The sequence below is a fragment of the Haloferax sulfurifontis ATCC BAA-897 genome (assembly GCF_000337835.1).
GTDB classification, from domain to species: domain Archaea; phylum Halobacteriota; class Halobacteria; order Halobacteriales; family Haloferacaceae; genus Haloferax; species Haloferax denitrificans.
Genome location: NZ_AOLM01000029.1, coordinates 58,152 through 74,498, shown reverse-complemented (window position 1 = coordinate 74,498; position 16,347 = coordinate 58,152). Strand labels below are relative to the sequence as shown.

The window sequence follows — 16,347 nt, the reverse complement described above, 5'->3', positions numbered from 1 at the left end:
CTGGCATGCGCCTAAATCGTGTGGATGGGTCCACGGCGTGTCCACTCTCGGCCGACAGAAAGCACTTATCCGACCCTACTATACAGAACGAGCATGCGTTCGTACCCGTTGGTCAGAAAACCACGTATTCGGTGACGCGGTCCGCACGACCTCGCCCCCTGTGGGCTCGTAGCGGGCTGCATCCCGGATACGTACATCACCATGGATGACGCTGAACTCCTCCGACGTGAACTGCGTGCCGCACGCGATGAACTCGTCCGCAAGGGCGCCGACGAGGCCGATGATCCAGTCGCGGCCGCAAGCCAGCTTCCGCTCATGCCTGAGCGTGATGACGAGTTCCTTCGGCTCGCACTCATGAGCGTGAACGAACTCGAAACACACATCGACCGTCTCGAACGAGACCTCGACGACCTCAAGAACGGTTTCGACCACCCCGACGACTAATCCACACCGCCGCTGATGGAGCAGTATCCATCGATTTCCCCGCCAAGAGGAACACAAACAACGTCGGCGTCGCAGTCACTCAGTCGGTCTGCAGACGTGTCTCCCACACTCGCCACCAATATTGTTGATGCAGTGGTCGATTAGCGGTCGAAGACCGAGATCGCGAAGGTCTTCACGCAGCCAGTTACAGTCGTAGCCCTTGTCAGTAGTGAGAAGTCTCGACTCGCCCGCATGTCGGCGGGGCGTTTTGGCTCGGGCGTTCGAAACCGCAAGCGAACGCATATGTCTCCGGCCCCCGCAGCGTCGCTATGTCTCTCTCGTTGAGCTGTTACCGTTGTGGGGAGCGCTACGACGATGGCACCCGAGTCAGGTGCGCCTGCGGGGAACCGCTCTGGGTCGACACGGACCCGACGGCATTCTCATGGGGCGACTGTCGAGACCGGGACAGGATGTGGCGGTACGAGGCGCTGTTGCCGATCGATCGGCCCGAAGGCGTTGCGCGAGCCGCAGGCGGCACGCCCCTTGTCAGAAGCCCCGGACTCGACGACGCCGCGGGCGCTCGGGTGTTCGTCAAAGACGAGGGTGAGAACCCAACCGGCGCGTATAAGGACCGCGGGAGCGCGGTTGCCGTCCCTCACACGGTCGCGACCAGTGACAACGTCGTTGGCACGGTCTCGTACGGGAACATGGCGATCAGCACTGCTGCCCACGCGGCGAGCCTCAATCGGGAGTGCGTCGTGTTCGTCCCGGAGCGGACCTCGTCAGTGCGGCTGGAACTCATCGCTCAGTACGAGCCGACCATCGTACAGGTCGCCGGCGACTACGGGAAGCTGTACGGGGACGCGCTCGACTTGTCCGAACGCCTCCCGATCGACGTGCTCGTGAGTGACGCGCCCACCCGCATCAGCGGATACAAAACGGCACTATTCGAGATCTACGAGTCGCTCGCCCCAGCGACGCCCGACGTGATCGCGCTGCCTGCGAGCTCCGGTGGATTCGCCTCGGGGATCTGGCTCGGAATCCGGGACCTCGAGCGCGCGAGACTGATCGAGGAGCCGCCGCGCCTGTGTCTCGTCCAGACCGCGACCGCCGACCCGCTGACGCGGGCGTTCGAGGCCGGAGAGACGGATCCGGCACCGCTGTTGCCCGACGAGACCGACGACACGATCGCTCACTCGATCGGTAACCCAGACCCACCGAGCGGCGCCCGCGCGCTCGCCGCAGTTCGCGACACTGACGGCGCCGTCGTCTCCGTTACCGACGACAAGATACGGACCGCTCAGCGCCGGTTTGCCGTCGATGCCGGTTTCTGCGTCGAGCCGGCGTCCGCGACGACGCTAGCAGGCGTGTCGCGCCTCGCGGATCGCGGCGATATCGCCGCTGATGAGTCCGTTGTTCTCGTGCCGACCGGGACGGGGTTCAAGGAGATGGGAACCAGCGAGGCGGAGGTCGCGACTGAGACGGTCCACAGAGACGCTCTTCAGGATCGGCTCGAGTCGCTGCTCGCCCTGTAGCGCTCGCGGTTCGGGTCGAGAGATATATTTCAGTGGCTCTGTTGAAATCCTTAGAACCGGATAGAACCCGTGTGACACAGCCAGAGGGTGTAATCAGCGGGGAACTGGCAATCGATTCATGCTTTGATTGATGATTCAACCGTCAAATGGCACTACTTAGCGATTAGAATCGATACCCCTTCGTTTCTCACATTCCCCGCAAAAGTCTGAGGGAAGCTCTGATATGGAATCGACCTGTTTTTCTGAAGTGAACAGATTGTGTGTCGCGTAGTGGTCTGCCCATCCGCAGCGAGTGTTTTCTGCGAAGTGCCACATCTGGTCCTCTTTTCGTTTTATTATCACTATGAGACGTGGGTAGGCAAGATGTATCAAAGTATGGTACTGTTATTATAGTGGCCGATTCATCTCGGTCAATATCGGTGCCCCTCCTCTGACTGACTCGCGCTCTGTATTCAGCACGGCCTCAGTAACCTATCAGCGGCTGAGGATTTCACAGAGCCATTTCGGTTAAAATCGAATTATGTAGAATTAGGGCTCTTCGAGCAACGAGCGAGCTCGCTGCACGTAACTGTTCGCCCCCCAGCTACGGGCGTCGCTGATGGCATCGAGGAGCAGGCGTGCCTCGGCAGCTGAGAGGTGTTCAGTTCGAACGAGAACCGAGAGGATTGTTGGCGTCGTGACGAGTCGGGTATCAGCGAGTGAGGCGTGGATCAAACCCAGTTGGTTGAACTCGTCACAGAGGAAGAGCGCAGCATCGAGCTCGTTCGCGAGGGTGACCGCCGCGTTTTCACCATCATCGAGCGGAAACTCGGCATCGAGGTCGACCGACTGTGTTGTGAATGACTCCGCTTGGTTGAGGACGGCGGACGCAGCGTGCCCATGGACGTCATCGTAGGAGGCAATCTCGCGGAGTTCATCGATGACCGCCGTTGGGACGACGACCTCGTACCGAGAAAGACAAAGTGCCAGTGGATCGGGGTCGTCGTCAGTAACGATTCCGAGACTGACGAGGGCGGAGGCATCTGCGATAAGCCGCGCCATCTATACGTCGGCGACCTCGTCGATAAAGTTCTCGTCCAACTGTTGTTTCAACACGCGGAGGTTGGCCGCCTCTTCGGCGCCGACGAGTGCTTTGAGCTGCTCGAAGGTAATCTCACCGTCGTAATAGGCGTCGGCAATTTCCTGGACGAGCGTGTCGTCGTGAGCGGCGTCTTGGAGGTACTCCCGAAGCGCGGTCACGAGGACGTCTGTTCGGTCTTCGCCGAGGACTGCGGCCAGTGCGTCAGCCCGGTCGATGAGCCGATTGGGGGCCCGAAACTGCACGCGCTTCTTCTCGGTGCTCATGATGTGTACATTGTGAGCCAACGAACTTAGCCGTTTTCGTGTGTACGATGTGAGGCTCACTCGAGCCGGACAAGGCAGGTATCAGTCAGTGATGTAGCCAATCAACTGGCCCACTACATCTTCTGTGCGGTCGTCAACGAGCGAGGTCAGATAGTACTCGACGTCGGCAGCATTGTTGAGTGTCGCAAGCGACCACGGGAGCACGTGACTTCGTTCCCCGAGTGGGTCGCCCGCGTAGTCGTCGTCCCGGAGCGTGAGTGACTCCTCGTGGTACGTCTTCGTGGAGATCAAGACAGTAATGAGCTGACGCCATGGTTCGGGAATTGAGGGGCCCCTATAATGAGCAGCGGCCGACCTTTCTCCGAGAGCGGATCGGCCCCCCAGACGATGTCGCCGCGTTCCAGATCCTCGAACGCAGTCACTGTACCTCTTCCATCTGGTCGGTCCGGAGATCCTCGAGACGCTCTTCGCCGTATTGTTCGGCTGCACTCTCGTGGTGTCGGTGAAGCCGGTACGCTGACTGAAGTCGCTCCTTGTTGTCCGTGATCGCCCAGTACGGGCGCTTGTGCCGGACGAGCCCGCGTCCCTTCAATCGCGACAGGATTGCACTCACAGCGTCCGTGTCCAACCCGAGTCGCTCAGCGATCGTCGCCGCCTTCCATGCACGGTCGTCGTGGTCGTCGAGGAACAGCACGATCTGCTCGGTGTCGGTCCGTTCCTCGAATTCGTCGGCGTCGGCGTTTTCGAACTCGTCGATATCGATGGTGCCGCTCGACATAGACTAGTGTTGGGACTGTTGGAAAATAGTTGTTTAGTGTGTTTGCTTCATTGGGTTGGAGTATCTCCATCTCAACGGAATCGGCTCTGCGTTGCAAAATACCGAACTGATTTATATATTGGTTCGCTAGTATGCAACAGTATGCTCACAGAAGGCGAGGTTCGCGCCCTTACAGCCCTCCACGGTGAGCAGACGGTCTCTGAACTCGCGACGAATCTCGATCGGAGTCTCAGCTACACCTCAGAACTCGTCGAGCGGCTCGAAACGACTGGCTTCGTCGAGACACGCCGACAGGGGAAAACAAAGCGGATTCGACTGTCGGACGCAAAGGCCCTCGAGTTACTCACGAACCTCACACAGCAGTATTCACACATCGACTGGCCGGAGCTGTTGTCAGGGGCAGCCCTCCGTGTGTGCTACTACCTCGACACCCCACGGACCGCGACCGAACTCGCACGCCGCGCCGACGTCCACAGAAGTACCGTCCACCGTGCGCTAGCCCCGCTTCAACATCGCGGAATCGTCTACCAAACTGACGACGGCGCGTACGCACTGAATGACGGCTTCGAACAGCTGAGCGTATTCGCTCGTGAGCTTGCCCATCACGTCCACCGTCAGACTGTCGAAGAACAGACCGACGCCTACACGATTCTGTGGGAGTCTCTGGGCGAGTTCCTTGTGCAGACGACGATAGAAATCGCTGACGAACACTTCATCCCGACAGGCCCAGATCAACTCCAGCGATACGGCCTCCCGCTCTTGGCACGTGACCGTAGACACTACCTCTATTCAGAGGCGACGAGCGAGCTCTTACCGGAGATGTTGTGCTGCCACATGCTTGTGATCGATTCCGGCCCACGAACGCAGTCATACTGCCTGCTCCTGCTCAGTCACGTCGACATCGACCGAAACGAACTCCGAGCCCAAGCCACCAAGTACAGCGTCGACAACGCCGTCGACGACCTCTGCACGTATCTCGACACCAGCGATGCCCAACGGACATCTCGCCTTCCTGAGTGGGAGGACTTCCAGGAACTGGCTGAGGAGTACGAGGTGACGCTATGAGGGCGCGATTCGATAGCGCATACCCGAGCGCGTCTACGAAGAGCTCGAAGTGCTTCACGCGCTCGACAGACCGAAATCGGTGGCTGACCTGCAACAGGGCTCGACTGGCCTGCAGCGGACGTACAGGATATTGTGAGGCGGCTGGAAGAGAAAGACACCGTCACGGTAACCGATGGGCGTGTAGAACGTCGCTCAATGACGATCTGAGCGTGAGTAGGTAGAACGTGGGGTTCGTGAGGAACTACTGAATCCCCAGATTATGACCAGAGTGGCGTGACACATACAGAGAATCTATTCAGCACGCGATTGCTGGTCACTTCACGTCTTGGGGTGTGAATCAACCGTTCAGCAGAGACGCGCGTAGGAATCAGAGAATCACCGTCGACAGCGCCATCAACAACCCGCCAACGATAATCAGAGTCCATCCACCGACTACCCAGAACCGGATGCAGGACATCCAGCTCACCGGGTCTCCGTTAGCTCCATCCATATGGGGCGTTTCTCCTCACTGGGCGAAAATACTGACGCTCGTTCTGCTTTCTCGTAGCTTCGACTTCTGTATTTCGCGAACAGTGCGTGCAGCTTCGAACAGGTGAAAGACGGAGATGAGGAGATCGTTGACTGGGGCGTCACCAAGCCGGATGTAGGTTTCCCGCCGGAGAGGTAACTCACGCTATCGACAGAAATGGGGCCGACTCACTCATACGAACAACCGGCTGGGTCATCGCTACGTGGACACGACTCTGGATAAACACACCTGGAACGACTGAAACCGACGACGTCGCGAGAACTAACGGTGGTGAAGCGCTACCCGTCGGACCGCACGGCAGTCCCAAAGAACCGTCGCTGGCGAATGAGAAGTGCGACCACAACGAGGGTCGGGATTCCGATGACCAGCCCGAGTAACCCTTCGCCGCTGATCAGGATTACTTGTCCGGCGATGAACCCCTCGACGTTCGTGTAGACGTTCCCGAGGACGAACGGGTTGAGGAAATTCCACGTCAGGTGGAGTATCACCGGGGGGAGTACACTCCCGTCCGAGATGTAATAGGAGTACGAGAAGGGGAACGCAGCGACGGCCAACACCGCTCCCATCTGAATGATCGACGTCGTCACTGGGTCGCCGAGACCTGTCGCCTGTGCGCCGAATTACAGCGCCGGGAAATGATACAGCGCCCAGACGACACCCACTAACACGGTGGCCGCCACCGGGCCGACTCGATCGGTGAGTTCCGGCAAGAGATATCCCCGCCAGCCGAGTTCCTCACCGTAACTGAGTGCCCCCGCGAGCAGCAGGAACACCGGGAAGAGGAACACTGGACCTACGTAACTGAATTCACCGCCTCCGGGATTGTACGTACCGAGTCCGCTCGTGAGCGCGACGGCGGCGGCGACAGTTATAAAGACGACCGGAAAACTGACCGCGAACGCCACCGATCTGAGCGTCGTCCCTTGGAGCGACCTGACGACCGTCCGCCGGACGGACTGACCCTGGATCCGACGGAGAACGATGGCCATCAGCGCGGGTGTGATCATGATCGGAATCGTCGTCACGCTGGAGACCGTGTTGACGATCGTTGCTGCCGCAACCCCCCCACTCACGGTGAGAGCGACGGCGACGAACACGGCGATATGCGTGACTGGGACGTCTTCTCCGATGCCCGACGCTTCCTCAGTCGCCATCGTCCAGCTCGGAGTTCCTCTCACCTTCGTCGACAATACGGACGCAGCGAGCGTGGGCGTTGCAGGTCATCGAGTCACCTCTTCAGGTCAAGGAATTGTATGCCATACGACAAAAATATGCGCCCCAATAGATGCCGTGCCGGGTCTGCTCTCGTCAGGTCTGGCTCCGGGAGTCGCTCAGTTGATCCCGTTTCTCTCCGCGTATCCGGACAGAGGCGGATGATCGGCGAGACTCCAACGACCGCTGGCGACTCACCGCTAACGATCAGTCGCAGTTCCGTCCGAGGGATTGCGACGGTGGGATTCTCGCCCCATCGGTAGAAGTAAATCCCCGCGACTATGCCGAACGCGATAGCGTTCCCGACGAACAGTCCGATCAGGAACAGGCCCGAACTGAGAGGCACGTCTAACGTGATCACGAGAACACCGAGTGGGATACCCATGACTGCGGTCATCGCGACCGCAGCGAGCGTGAGACCGACCGCAACGAGAATCGCGCGCAAGCGGTCTGGGCGGCGCTCGATAGCTGGTCCAGCGGAGGTTTGAGTTGACAGTTCGGCGCTCATTCGTTTTCACCAAGCGTAACTTGTCGCCCAACTATCCTCTATCTGTACAGCGGTTCTCAGCGGCCGAGAATTGATTTTCCCCAAGAAGCGGTCAGTACGTGCTGCTATCGTACTCCTGTACAGTTGTCGCACCCACTCCGCCAGCCATACGTATGGCCGCCGTTCTGGAGTTCTTCCGGACGGTTGGACCGCTTGACCCTTCGAGAGCGACTCGGCTACGTCTCGAAGCGACGCGGGCGGAAGGTCGATGTGAACAGGGAGTACCTCGTCAGCCGACGAATCCGTGAGCGATGCCGGCGGGGAGGAGCGTCCCACGCCGGTCGACGAGCCACCCGGTGACGAGGCCGACGAGGAACACCACGAGGAGCAGTGGCCACGCCGAAACGGGGTAGTACCCGAGGTGTGCGAGTGTGAAGACCGCCGCTTGGCCGACGATCGCGACGCTGCGTCCGTACCGATCTTGGAGGAGGCCTTGAAGGAACCCTCGGAACAGCGTCTCCTCCTGGAAGGCGGCAATCGCGAACCCGAAGAACCAGCCCAGAAGCAGATTCACACCGAATCCGGCCACCGCTTCCCCCGTGACGGTCGGCGACGGGGCTGCTCCTGCCTCTTCGACGGGTGTAAGTCCCGGAAAGACCAGCGTGAGAGCGAGCGCGCCGCCGACGGTGGCGACGAGTACGAGGACGATACCGACGACTCCCCACGCGAGGTCGCCCCCGAGCTCTCGGCGGTCGAACCACCACGCTCGAAGGTCGACGCCCACCCATCGAGTGAAGCCGAGGTAGACGAGACCGACGGAGAGAACGAGGAAGATTCCGCCGAGGAATCCGAGGAAGACCGGGTCGGTACTGTAACCGCCGGGGAAGTACCGATCCCACGCGCGGGCCGCGACGGCCCGGAGGACGACGAACGCTCCGAGGAGGGTGAGACCCCTGACCTGCTGGGTTCGAGTGAACGTGGGTGTTCCTGCCCTCCCCAACGCTGGTTCGCCCGTATCCTCGGCGTTCGGCGTTCCCCGTCGAGAATCCTCCGACTGGTCTTCCCGCTTCCCGTAGGGAGGCGCTCCGAACCGGGCGACCGCGGTACGGAAACCAGCATACCCGACGGCCAGCAGAACGAGAACGGCGACACCGGATGCGACGGCGAAGAGTGGAGCGCTCGTCCCGGTATCTGTGGAGAGGGGAACCAGCAGCGCCCCGATTCCGGCGATAACAGAGAGGAACACGGTCGTGACCATGTACGCGACGAGGGCCCATTGGCTGGGCGTCGCGACCTCGTAGCCCCGATAGGTGCGCTGGGCGTCCCGCGAGGGGAGAACCGAGCCGATACCGACCGCCACACAACCGCTCGCCACCGTCAGCACGACGACCAGTAGCCCGACTGCGAGGGCAACGGGCGCAGAGAGGTCCGCGGCGACGGACAGAATCACGCTCCCGGTCACGGCGATCGGCGTTCCGGCGACGAGACCTGCGAGGAGGTGTCCGAGGACGAGCGTGCGCGACGTGGTCGACGAGAGGAACTCCACGGTCCGCATCTCGCCCGCCTCTCCCAGCGGGTTCAGTCCGAAGACCGCCCCGGAGACGTAGACGCCAGCGAATGCGAGTACTCCGCCGACCACGAGCGGCATCTGGTCGGGATTGCTGACGGCTCCGAACAGCGCCGTGGCGAGGACGATCACGAGGGGAAACAGCACGGAGAAGCGAACGGGTATCCGCAGCCAGCGGATCCAGAGTCCGAGCGCGAGCGACAACGGTCGTGGTCCGGTTCGCGGTGGGAACGCCTGCCCGTGGTGTTTCGTCGAGTCGTCGTCGGAGGATCTCGTCACGACACCAGTAGGCAGTGCATCGCGCTGTATCATCCCCGTCGGCGTTGCGTCGGCGAACCAGAGTCGCGGCGCGAGTCGAGTAGCCACCGCGAATAGCGCCGGGATACTCGCGACGACAGACGCGCCGACGACGACGGAACCAACGTCGAGTGGCGGTCCGAGCGGTGTCCCGACGAACACGAAGGCGAGGTACTCGACCGCAGGCGACGCGACGATTGCGAGTGGGGCCAGCGACTCGGCCGCGCCCATTACCGGTGCCATCGCAGCGTAGCTCAACGCTATCAACACCAGCAAGAGAACGACTCCGAAAACGCGACTCACCTTCCTGAGCACCTCGCTTTCGAGTAACCCGAGCACGACCAGTTGTCCCACGACAGTTCCACCCACCGTCACGGCCGTAAACAGGGGAATCACCGCGAGCACGGTCGTCAGGAGAATCGAAGGCATCTCCGCACCGAGTGCGAAGCCCCCTGCGAACAGGAGCGTCGGAAACAGGACGAACCCGACGAGCTGGATAGCCGAGTGGACCGTGAGCCCGACGAGGACCGCTCGCGGGGTCGTGGCCGTCAGTAAGAGGCTGTCACCCTCGGGACGTCCCTGCTGGACGACGCGAAGGGCACCCATGACGACGAACACGAGGACGAGAAGCGATAGCTGGATGCCGAGGACGTCGACCGGGAGAGTTCCCTCTCTGGCGGCCTCTTGCCCTGCCGTGTACGCGATCTGACCCCAGAAGAACAGCAACGGACTGAAGAGCGCGATGAAGCCGAGAACCGTCAGCTGGCGCTTGCGGGTACCGAACGACTTCCGGACCGAGCGCCGGAGTTCGACGCGAGCGATTCCGAGTCCGTATCGAACGTCCTCGTGTAGCACCCTCATCACGGGGCCTCGACCGATTCTTTGCCCTCCTCCGCTCTGTGGTCGGCCGTCACCTCGAGGAACGCCTGTTCGAGGGTCCGCTCCTCCCCCGTCTCGGCGCGTCGTTTGAGGTCGGCGGGCGAGCCCTCAGCCACCAGACGTCCTTCGTGGAGGACACCGATAGTGTCCGCGAGTTCGTCGACGACCGAGAGGATATGTGTCGAGAGGAACACCGTGGTCTCCTCGTCGACGAGGTCATGGAGGACGTCCAGCACCGTCCGCGCCGCCCGCGGGTCGAGTCCGCTCGTCGGCTCGTCGAGGAAGAGCACGGCCGGCTCGTGGAGCAGCGTCTGAATCAGACCGACCTTCTGTCGCATGCCTTTGGAGTACGTAGAGATGGGTCGGTCGGCATCGGCGGTCAGATCGAGACGAGCTAGGAATTCCTCGATGCGGTCGCTCGCGGTATCGTCCGGAATGTCGTGAAGAAAGGCGACGTACGAGAGTTGTTCTCTCCCGGTGAGTTCCTCGTAGAGTGGTGGCTCCTCGGGGAGATATCCGAGATGGCGTGTGACGACTTCACGATCGGTGAGCGGCGTGCCCATGATCGCTGCCGTTCCTTCCGTCGGTGGCATCAGGGTCGTCAACATCCGCATCGTCGTGGTCTTCCCCGCCCCGTTCGGACCGAGGAACCCGTAGGTGTGTCCCCTCGGAATCGCGAGGTTGAGATGGTCAACCGCGACGTGGTCGCCGAACCGCTTGGTCAATCCACTCGTCTCGATAGCCAACTCGTCGGAGTCTCCTCGCTTCCGTCCGGGGCTATCTGAAGGAGAGCTACGAGTCATGACGAAAAATCCGTCACCATGGATAATAACTATTGAATTCGGTTATCGACCCCTGAGAAGACAACGCCCTCGGGAACCGCTGTCTGGTCCTCGTCTTGGTACGAGACTGTTCGCGATACAGGTTCCCTTTTGGACATCCCTTACTCACCCCACAGGGTCGCTATCCGTTCTCCAATTTCGTCGAGGACGAGCCGAAGCACGTCGCGATGGTCGGTCGGCCACGAAGCGTCGTCGCCGGGGGTGGGGGCAGTCGGCGGGAAGTAGGAAGAATTCTGTTGGCTTACTCGTCTTCGAGTGCGGCGTAGATCTCTGCGTGGCGGCGTCCGTCAAGTTTCCCCATCTCAAGGGCGATCACATGACGTTCCTCGTCGCTGTCGGCCGCCTGATACCGCTCGTATAATCGGCGAACTTCTTCATCGACCGCCGCCGAGGAATCGGTGCTGGACGCCATCTCTGTGTCGAACATACTCTGTGTGTCCCTTTATCAGTTGCGACGAGCGCACGCTCGGAAGTAGATCACTGCGGTCTCAGTGTCGACGGCGGATTCGTCGGTCGCAAAGCGGTGCAGTAAGGCGCGAATTTCGTCACCGTAGTCGAACGTGTACCCGTTCAGCATGTAAAAGACGACTACCGTTCGGAGCGCCGTTCGCTTGTTCCCGTCGACGAACGGATGTCCGCAACAAGAAGCCGCATCAGATGTACCGATTTTTCATGCAGTGTCTGTGGAACCTCCCCAAAGTATCCTTCAGAGACGTACTGCACTGCAGATTCGATTGCGTCTTCCGATCGAATTCCGGGTTCTGTGGCGTCGCCCTCGTCAACGATCTGCTCGTGGAGATCGAGAATGAGCTCGACCGAAGGATACGCGACGTCGTCAGTCACAATTGTGACTCTCTCGCGCTAGCCAATAGTCGTTCTTCCGTGTTGTATACTGTATGGTCGGCTCTGTTGAAACCCTCTCGCTGTCTAGCGATTTGCTGAGACGCTGGTTTCCAACTGTATCTGGTGAACCCCGGGAGAAGCATCCTTCTCCCCAATGTCAATGCTAGAGGAATTCAACAGAGCCGGACGTCATATTCCTTGGGAGTCGATACTGACGCGTTGCTGACGGGCACGTTCGTAGCGTGTTTGTTCCTCGAGCGCAGTCGCCCAATTGCCGAGGTCACCGTATATATCATCAATTGTCCGGTCGTCGCTCGCTTCGGCAGCGGTGACGGCGTCGACGGCCGCTGGCGTCGGAGCACCATACGTGTCCTCGTACGCCTCGATCCGCGAGCTCAGTTCCCGAACACGCTGCTGGAGGTCTTCGATGGAGTGGTCGGCCGCGAGCTGGTTGATTCGCCGCCACTCGAAGTAGGCGTCGTTGCGCTCGTACGTGGCCGGGTGACCGTCGTGGCGCGTGACGATACCGAGTTCACTGAACCAGCCCAGATATTTCCGAGCCGTTTTCGGGTCACAGTCGGCAACGTCGGCGATGGCGCTCGCCGTCGTCGGCTCGCGAGTCTGGAGAATGGTCCCGTAGATGCGTTGTTCAACGTCGTCGCCACGAAACGCATCGTCGAATGCGGACGGGCCATTTGGAGACTCGCTGTTGGACATACTCGTTCTTGCGTGGCACAGGATATAGTTCCTACTTCGGGGAATAGTTTCCTGACTTTGTGCGGGGCGGAATTCACCCCCTTACCACAATCTTAACCAACAGACGTTATTATCTTGTGCTATTGTTGGTTAAGGCGTCACTCCTGAATTCACAGCTCCGAAACTGGCATCACCTGGAATTTGTCTTGATCGTCGACGACGCCAGGCTGACCCACACCACTGCCCAGTGACGACCGCTGTGTGAGTCGATTGACCAACTCCTCACGAACCGCTTCACGGTTGACTGTCGTTTCGTGCCAGCCGAGACGCTCGTCGAAATACCGCTTCTTGAACCGCTGGCCGACGTCGTCGACGGCGATGAACTGTGTCTGCTTCACGCCCGCTACGCTCACCGAGACGAACTCGGCTCCGACGTCTTCGTGGGTGAGTTCGACGAGTGTGCACTCGACGAATGAGACGATGTCAGTCGACTTCTGCCGTGCGGGAGCGTCAGTTCGAGATCTGCCCACGGTTCGTCGCTCGGTTGTTCAGTGTGCTCGCTAGGGAGTCGTGATTGCTGTTGCTCGTGTTCAGAAGACATGGTTATTGAGTGGGTGACTACGACAGCCCCCCTCGTCCCTCTCGGGGGCGACAAACTCCACCACAGATCACATCGTCAGCCAGTGAGTGAATTCTGATATATCGGTTAGAGACAGTCGTCGTTTGATGGCCCCTCGGCCGGAGAGAGCCAGCGGCGTTTGCACCGGTGTACCCTACCCTTCCTTTGGATGATTTGGGAGGTACAGAGAGAACTGAAACTGGCTTAGATTTATCAAGAGGCTCGTCGAGCTGTTCTCAGACAGCAACAATGTCCTCGACGAACTCGAAGACACAGTTCTCTGGAGTAATAGTGCTTGACGAGGTGGTAAAGCCCCCGAATTCAGGAGAATTAGAATCTCATCTTGGTCGCACTCACCAACGACGAATTCCAGCAGTTGACGATGGTCTACCGGGGTTCTGGAAAATCTACCCGTTTCGGCCAAAGGCAGATAGTACAGGACTCGAAAAGCGCATGACAGATAGTCTGATCTCTTCCTCTCGAATTCTAATAGTTATGATAAATACCATTTAGCGAGGGAAATCCCCCGGCTAATCGGCCGGTCTAAGATAACGGCAAGTTCTCCTCGAAATCTTCGTCTGAGAAGAACCCCACATCTGGAAATCTGGTTGTGATGAATTCGGCACAAGGTTCAAATCATACCACTCGGTGAGATTTGTTCCGTCTTCGTCCTACCGATACGATGCACGGTGCGCGTACTTACTGAATGGATGATTCCCACACTGAGCGGACGAAACATCTCGATTTCGTAAACCTAATCCTACTGTTCGGACCGGAGAGGAGGGTGAGGGACCTCGTCAGCACCGGTCATGGTCTGCGCACCCCAGATTGCGACGATCACTCCCGCGAGCACGAACCAGAGGGCGTAATACGCGAGGTCGGGGACGACGATGACCTCGGCTGTGAAATTCACCCACCCGTGTAAGATGATGATGCCGAGGACGCTGCGTTCGGTGTTGTTGTAGATCCACGTAAATGCGAACGAGAGCGCGACGATTCCGGCCATGAACAGCCAGAACTCCGTGGTCGCGAACCCCACCGCGTCGTGTTGGTACGACCCTTCGATGAAGAACAGAGGGAGGTGCCAGAGCGCCCAGACGACGCCCAAGACGAGACTCGCGCTAACGGCCGACCACTTCAGTTGCAGTCGGTCCAACGCGTACCCTCTCCACCCTAACTCTTCGAGTATCGGAGGAAGCGTCGCGAAGAACAATGCCGGGAGTATCGCGACGGGGTTCACGCCGAACTCGGTCACGCCTTCGCCCCATGTCGGTCCGGGGCCGCCGAGGAGAAGGTTAACGACGCCAGCGAGAACGCTCACACCGAGCGGGACCAGTAGAATCACGGTGAGCCAGCGAATGCCGAAGCGTCGCAGTTGAGTGACGCGGTTCCAGAAATCCGTTCGGCCCCGCTCGTCATAGGTCAGGTATACGAAAGCGATACCGAAGACACCCGGCACCGCGAGACCGACGAGAAGCAAGACGAGGCCCACGGCGCTGTCGAATCTCACGCCGAGAGCGATCGCCGGGAGCCAGAAGGCCCACGTTCCTGCTACTGCGACCACCAGATACACCCATCCACGTCCGGCAATATCCGATGCGTCATTTACTCTTTTTCTCGCGTCTGCCCGTAAACTCACTGCGCTCATAGCACGTCAGCGTACGTCGGGCCACAGCGTAACTCAGGAGGGTGCTTCTCAGCGGTGAAGAGCGGAGAGAGTCCCGCGCTGGCGACTGTCTCTTAGACGGTCCGGACTGCTGGGTCCTCTGGATTCGACGCACACGCCCTATTCCTGTAGAACCAGTTCAACAAGGTCAGCAAGGTCTAAGACCAACGTATTCGAACACCGACCGTGCATCATGATCTTTTTTTTTACATTTCAAATGGGTGAATGACTGTGTCGCACTCCTCAGATGAGTCCGGATCTAGAACGGACGATGACGACAACATCGACGAAACGCCGGGAGAGAACGACCCTAGCGGTAGCCGTCTCGTATTCTACAGATCGCCGGTGGAGGAGGTCTAGTCGGCGTACTCGGTATCGGTGGGTGAGAACGACGGACCGAGTGTATCGTGGGACCGAACAGGGGTTGTTACGGCCGAGACTTTCGAGCCCGACGACTTCGGGTTAGGTCCACAGACAGGTTCGTATTTGGGCTTCACCCAACTATCGGAGAGTGGGTGTCTCCCGTTGATTTCACGCGAGGTATGACGTTCTCACCGTCCGAGAACGGTCTCTTAATTCACGGTTCCACAACGCGAACTGAGATGTGTGAACAGCAATGTCTTCAACCCCTTCTCCGCTCCGTCGCTGGCGAGTTGACCTGCCGGGAATCAGGGAAACGTCGTGGCCAGTCGTCGCCGCAGTCATCCTCGTGGCGGCCGGCTATCCGACGTTGGTTTGGGCCAACCGCGAGCTCATCCTCTCCCTCACCCGGTCGATCGTCGATGCGACTGACGGCTTCGTACAGCCCACGTTACTCCTGTACCTTCCCGTCTTGCTGCTCGTGGTCGGTGGTGTGATGCTCTGGGTCGGTCGTCTCCGGCTCCGCGATCTGAGCCTCCGTCGCGGTGACCTCCGGACGGGTGTGGTCGTGACGGTTGGCGTGTGGCTGCTCATGCAGGTCGTCGGTATCGTCGCTCTCCTCTGGGCCGGCGAACCGATCCGACTCAACGATACCTGGTTGACCGGCGGCGCGCTGGCCGCTATCGGCGCACTCGTCGCCCAACTGTTCGGGAACGCCCTCTACGAGGAAGTGGTCTTCCGGGCGTTTCTCCTCAACCAGTTCCGCCACAAGCTTCGACGCCGACTGACGACCGCGCCGCGGTGGTCGGTACTCCTCGCGCTTGTCGCCTCACAGGCCGTTTTCGCGCTCATCCACGTTCCGAGTCGGCTCGTGGGGGACGGACTCACGCTGGGGCAACTCGGCCCGACGCTCGTCCTCCTATTCGTCTGGGGGACGTTACTGGCGGTCGTCTACTACCGGACAGGAAACCTATTCGTGACAATCGGCATCCACGCGTTCATGAACGCACCGACGATGCTCGTCGGGCCCCCCGACGCCGGCGTTCTCACCGCGATCGCGCTCGGTGCCCTGATCGCGGTCCTCTGGCCACGAATCGAACGGTTCACTGATGCCAGCCGCCTCCATGATGCAGACGACTCACACCGGCAATCAAGCAATTGATGTCTGTTATTCCGTTTGACTCCCCGAGACTGAGGCAGTGTGT

General features: G+C 59.9%; 15 protein-coding genes and 3 pseudogenes. 4 read left to right on the top strand and 14 right to left on the bottom strand.

Translation table 11 applies throughout. The features are described 5' to 3' along the window. Positions 1 to 201 precede the first annotated feature (201 nt). Together C441_RS18630 and C441_RS18625 are read left to right on the top strand one after the other, a co-directional pair. Positions 202 to 444: a hypothetical protein gene (locus C441_RS18630; protein ID WP_007276510.1), complete on the top strand. Its 243-nt coding sequence runs from the start codon at positions 202 to 204 to the stop codon at positions 442 to 444. 308 nt (positions 445 to 752) lie between these two features. Next, entirely contained in the window at positions 753 to 1,958 is a 1,206-nt protein-coding gene (locus C441_RS18625; protein WP_193363607.1) for a threonine synthase, read from the top strand. A gap of 528 nt (positions 1,959 to 2,486) precedes the next feature. Here the strand turns inward: C441_RS18625 and C441_RS18620 are convergent. The 4 genes and pseudogenes from C441_RS18620 to C441_RS18605 all read right to left on the bottom strand — a co-directional run bounded on the left by C441_RS18620 (position 2,487) and on the right by C441_RS18605 (position 4,080). Then, complete coding sequence (locus C441_RS18620; protein WP_007276508.1) at positions 2,487 to 2,999, bottom strand: hypothetical protein; 513 nt, start codon at positions 2,997 to 2,999, stop codon at positions 2,487 to 2,489. Then, positions 3,000 to 3,302 carry a hypothetical protein gene (locus C441_RS18615; RefSeq protein ID WP_007276507.1) on the bottom strand — a complete coding sequence of 101 codons (303 nt, stop codon included), beginning with the start codon at positions 3,300 to 3,302 and terminating at the stop codon, positions 3,000 to 3,002. 81 nt (positions 3,303 to 3,383) lie between these two features. Further along, positions 3,384 to 3,724, bottom strand: a pseudogene (locus C441_RS20610) (PemK-like protein). Beyond that, on the bottom strand, positions 3,721 to 4,080 hold the full coding sequence (locus C441_RS18605) for a MarR family transcriptional regulator (protein WP_007276505.1): 360 nt from the start codon (positions 4,078 to 4,080) through the stop codon (positions 3,721 to 3,723). Before C441_RS18605 ends, C441_RS20610 begins: the two are co-directional and overlap by 4 nt. A gap of 141 nt (positions 4,081 to 4,221) precedes the next feature. Here C441_RS18605 and C441_RS18600 point away from each other — a divergent pair, with 141 nt between their 5' ends. Further along, a complete protein-coding gene (locus tag C441_RS18600) occupies positions 4,222 to 5,145 on the top strand; it encodes a winged helix-turn-helix domain-containing protein (RefSeq protein ID WP_007276504.1) in 924 nt (307 codons plus the stop codon). 807 nt (positions 5,146 to 5,952) lie between these two features. Here C441_RS18600 and C441_RS18595 read toward each other — a convergent pair. The 10 genes and pseudogenes from C441_RS18595 to C441_RS18555 form a co-directional block, all read right to left on the bottom strand. Beyond that, positions 5,953 to 6,261 carry a hypothetical protein gene (locus C441_RS18595; protein ID WP_049920712.1) on the bottom strand — a complete coding sequence of 103 codons (309 nt, stop codon included), beginning with the start codon at positions 6,259 to 6,261 and terminating at the stop codon, positions 5,953 to 5,955. Between the two features lie 33 nt (positions 6,262 to 6,294). Beyond that, positions 6,295 to 6,828: a CPBP family glutamic-type intramembrane protease gene (locus C441_RS18590; protein WP_049920711.1), complete on the bottom strand. Its 534-nt coding sequence runs from the start codon at positions 6,826 to 6,828 to the stop codon at positions 6,295 to 6,297. A 74-nt stretch (positions 6,829 to 6,902) separates the two neighbouring features. Beyond that, the gene (locus tag C441_RS18585; RefSeq protein ID WP_007276503.1) at positions 6,903 to 7,394 is read right to left on the bottom strand and encodes a hypothetical protein; all 492 of its coding nucleotides are present in this window, start codon (positions 7,392 to 7,394) and stop codon (positions 6,903 to 6,905) included. 268 nt (positions 7,395 to 7,662) lie between these two features. After that, positions 7,663 to 9,963 carry a CPBP family intramembrane glutamic endopeptidase gene (locus C441_RS18580; protein WP_161618830.1) on the bottom strand — a complete coding sequence of 767 codons (2,301 nt, stop codon included), beginning with the start codon at positions 9,961 to 9,963 and terminating at the stop codon, positions 7,663 to 7,665. 134 nt (positions 9,964 to 10,097) lie between these two features. Further along, positions 10,098 to 10,919 (bottom strand): ABC transporter ATP-binding protein, encoded by an 822-nt coding sequence (locus tag C441_RS18575; protein ID WP_049920710.1) that lies wholly within the window; start codon positions 10,917 to 10,919, stop codon positions 10,098 to 10,100. A gap of 280 nt (positions 10,920 to 11,199) precedes the next feature. After that, complete coding sequence (locus C441_RS20090; RefSeq protein WP_007276500.1) at positions 11,200 to 11,385, bottom strand: hypothetical protein; 186 nt, start codon at positions 11,383 to 11,385, stop codon at positions 11,200 to 11,202. A gap of 18 nt (positions 11,386 to 11,403) precedes the next feature. Beyond that, positions 11,404 to 11,801 (bottom strand): annotated as a pseudogene (locus tag C441_RS20655) (type II toxin-antitoxin system death-on-curing family toxin). A gap of 189 nt (positions 11,802 to 11,990) precedes the next feature. Beyond that, a complete protein-coding gene (locus C441_RS18560; RefSeq protein WP_007276498.1) occupies positions 11,991 to 12,518 on the bottom strand; it encodes a DUF7342 family protein in 528 nt (175 codons plus the stop codon). Between the two features lie 149 nt (positions 12,519 to 12,667). Continuing rightward, positions 12,668 to 13,098 (bottom strand): annotated as a pseudogene (locus C441_RS19370) (hypothetical protein). A gap of 778 nt (positions 13,099 to 13,876) precedes the next feature. Next, positions 13,877 to 14,680: a type II CAAX endopeptidase family protein gene (locus C441_RS18555; RefSeq protein ID WP_239640864.1), complete on the bottom strand. Its 804-nt coding sequence runs from the start codon at positions 14,678 to 14,680 to the stop codon at positions 13,877 to 13,879. Between the two features lie 718 nt (positions 14,681 to 15,398). Between C441_RS18555 and C441_RS18550 the strand changes: the two genes are divergently transcribed. Beyond that, the gene (locus C441_RS18550) at positions 15,399 to 16,304 is read left to right on the top strand and encodes a CPBP family intramembrane glutamic endopeptidase (RefSeq protein WP_083874961.1); all 906 of its coding nucleotides are present in this window, start codon (positions 15,399 to 15,401) and stop codon (positions 16,302 to 16,304) included. Positions 16,305 to 16,347 lie beyond the last annotated feature (43 nt).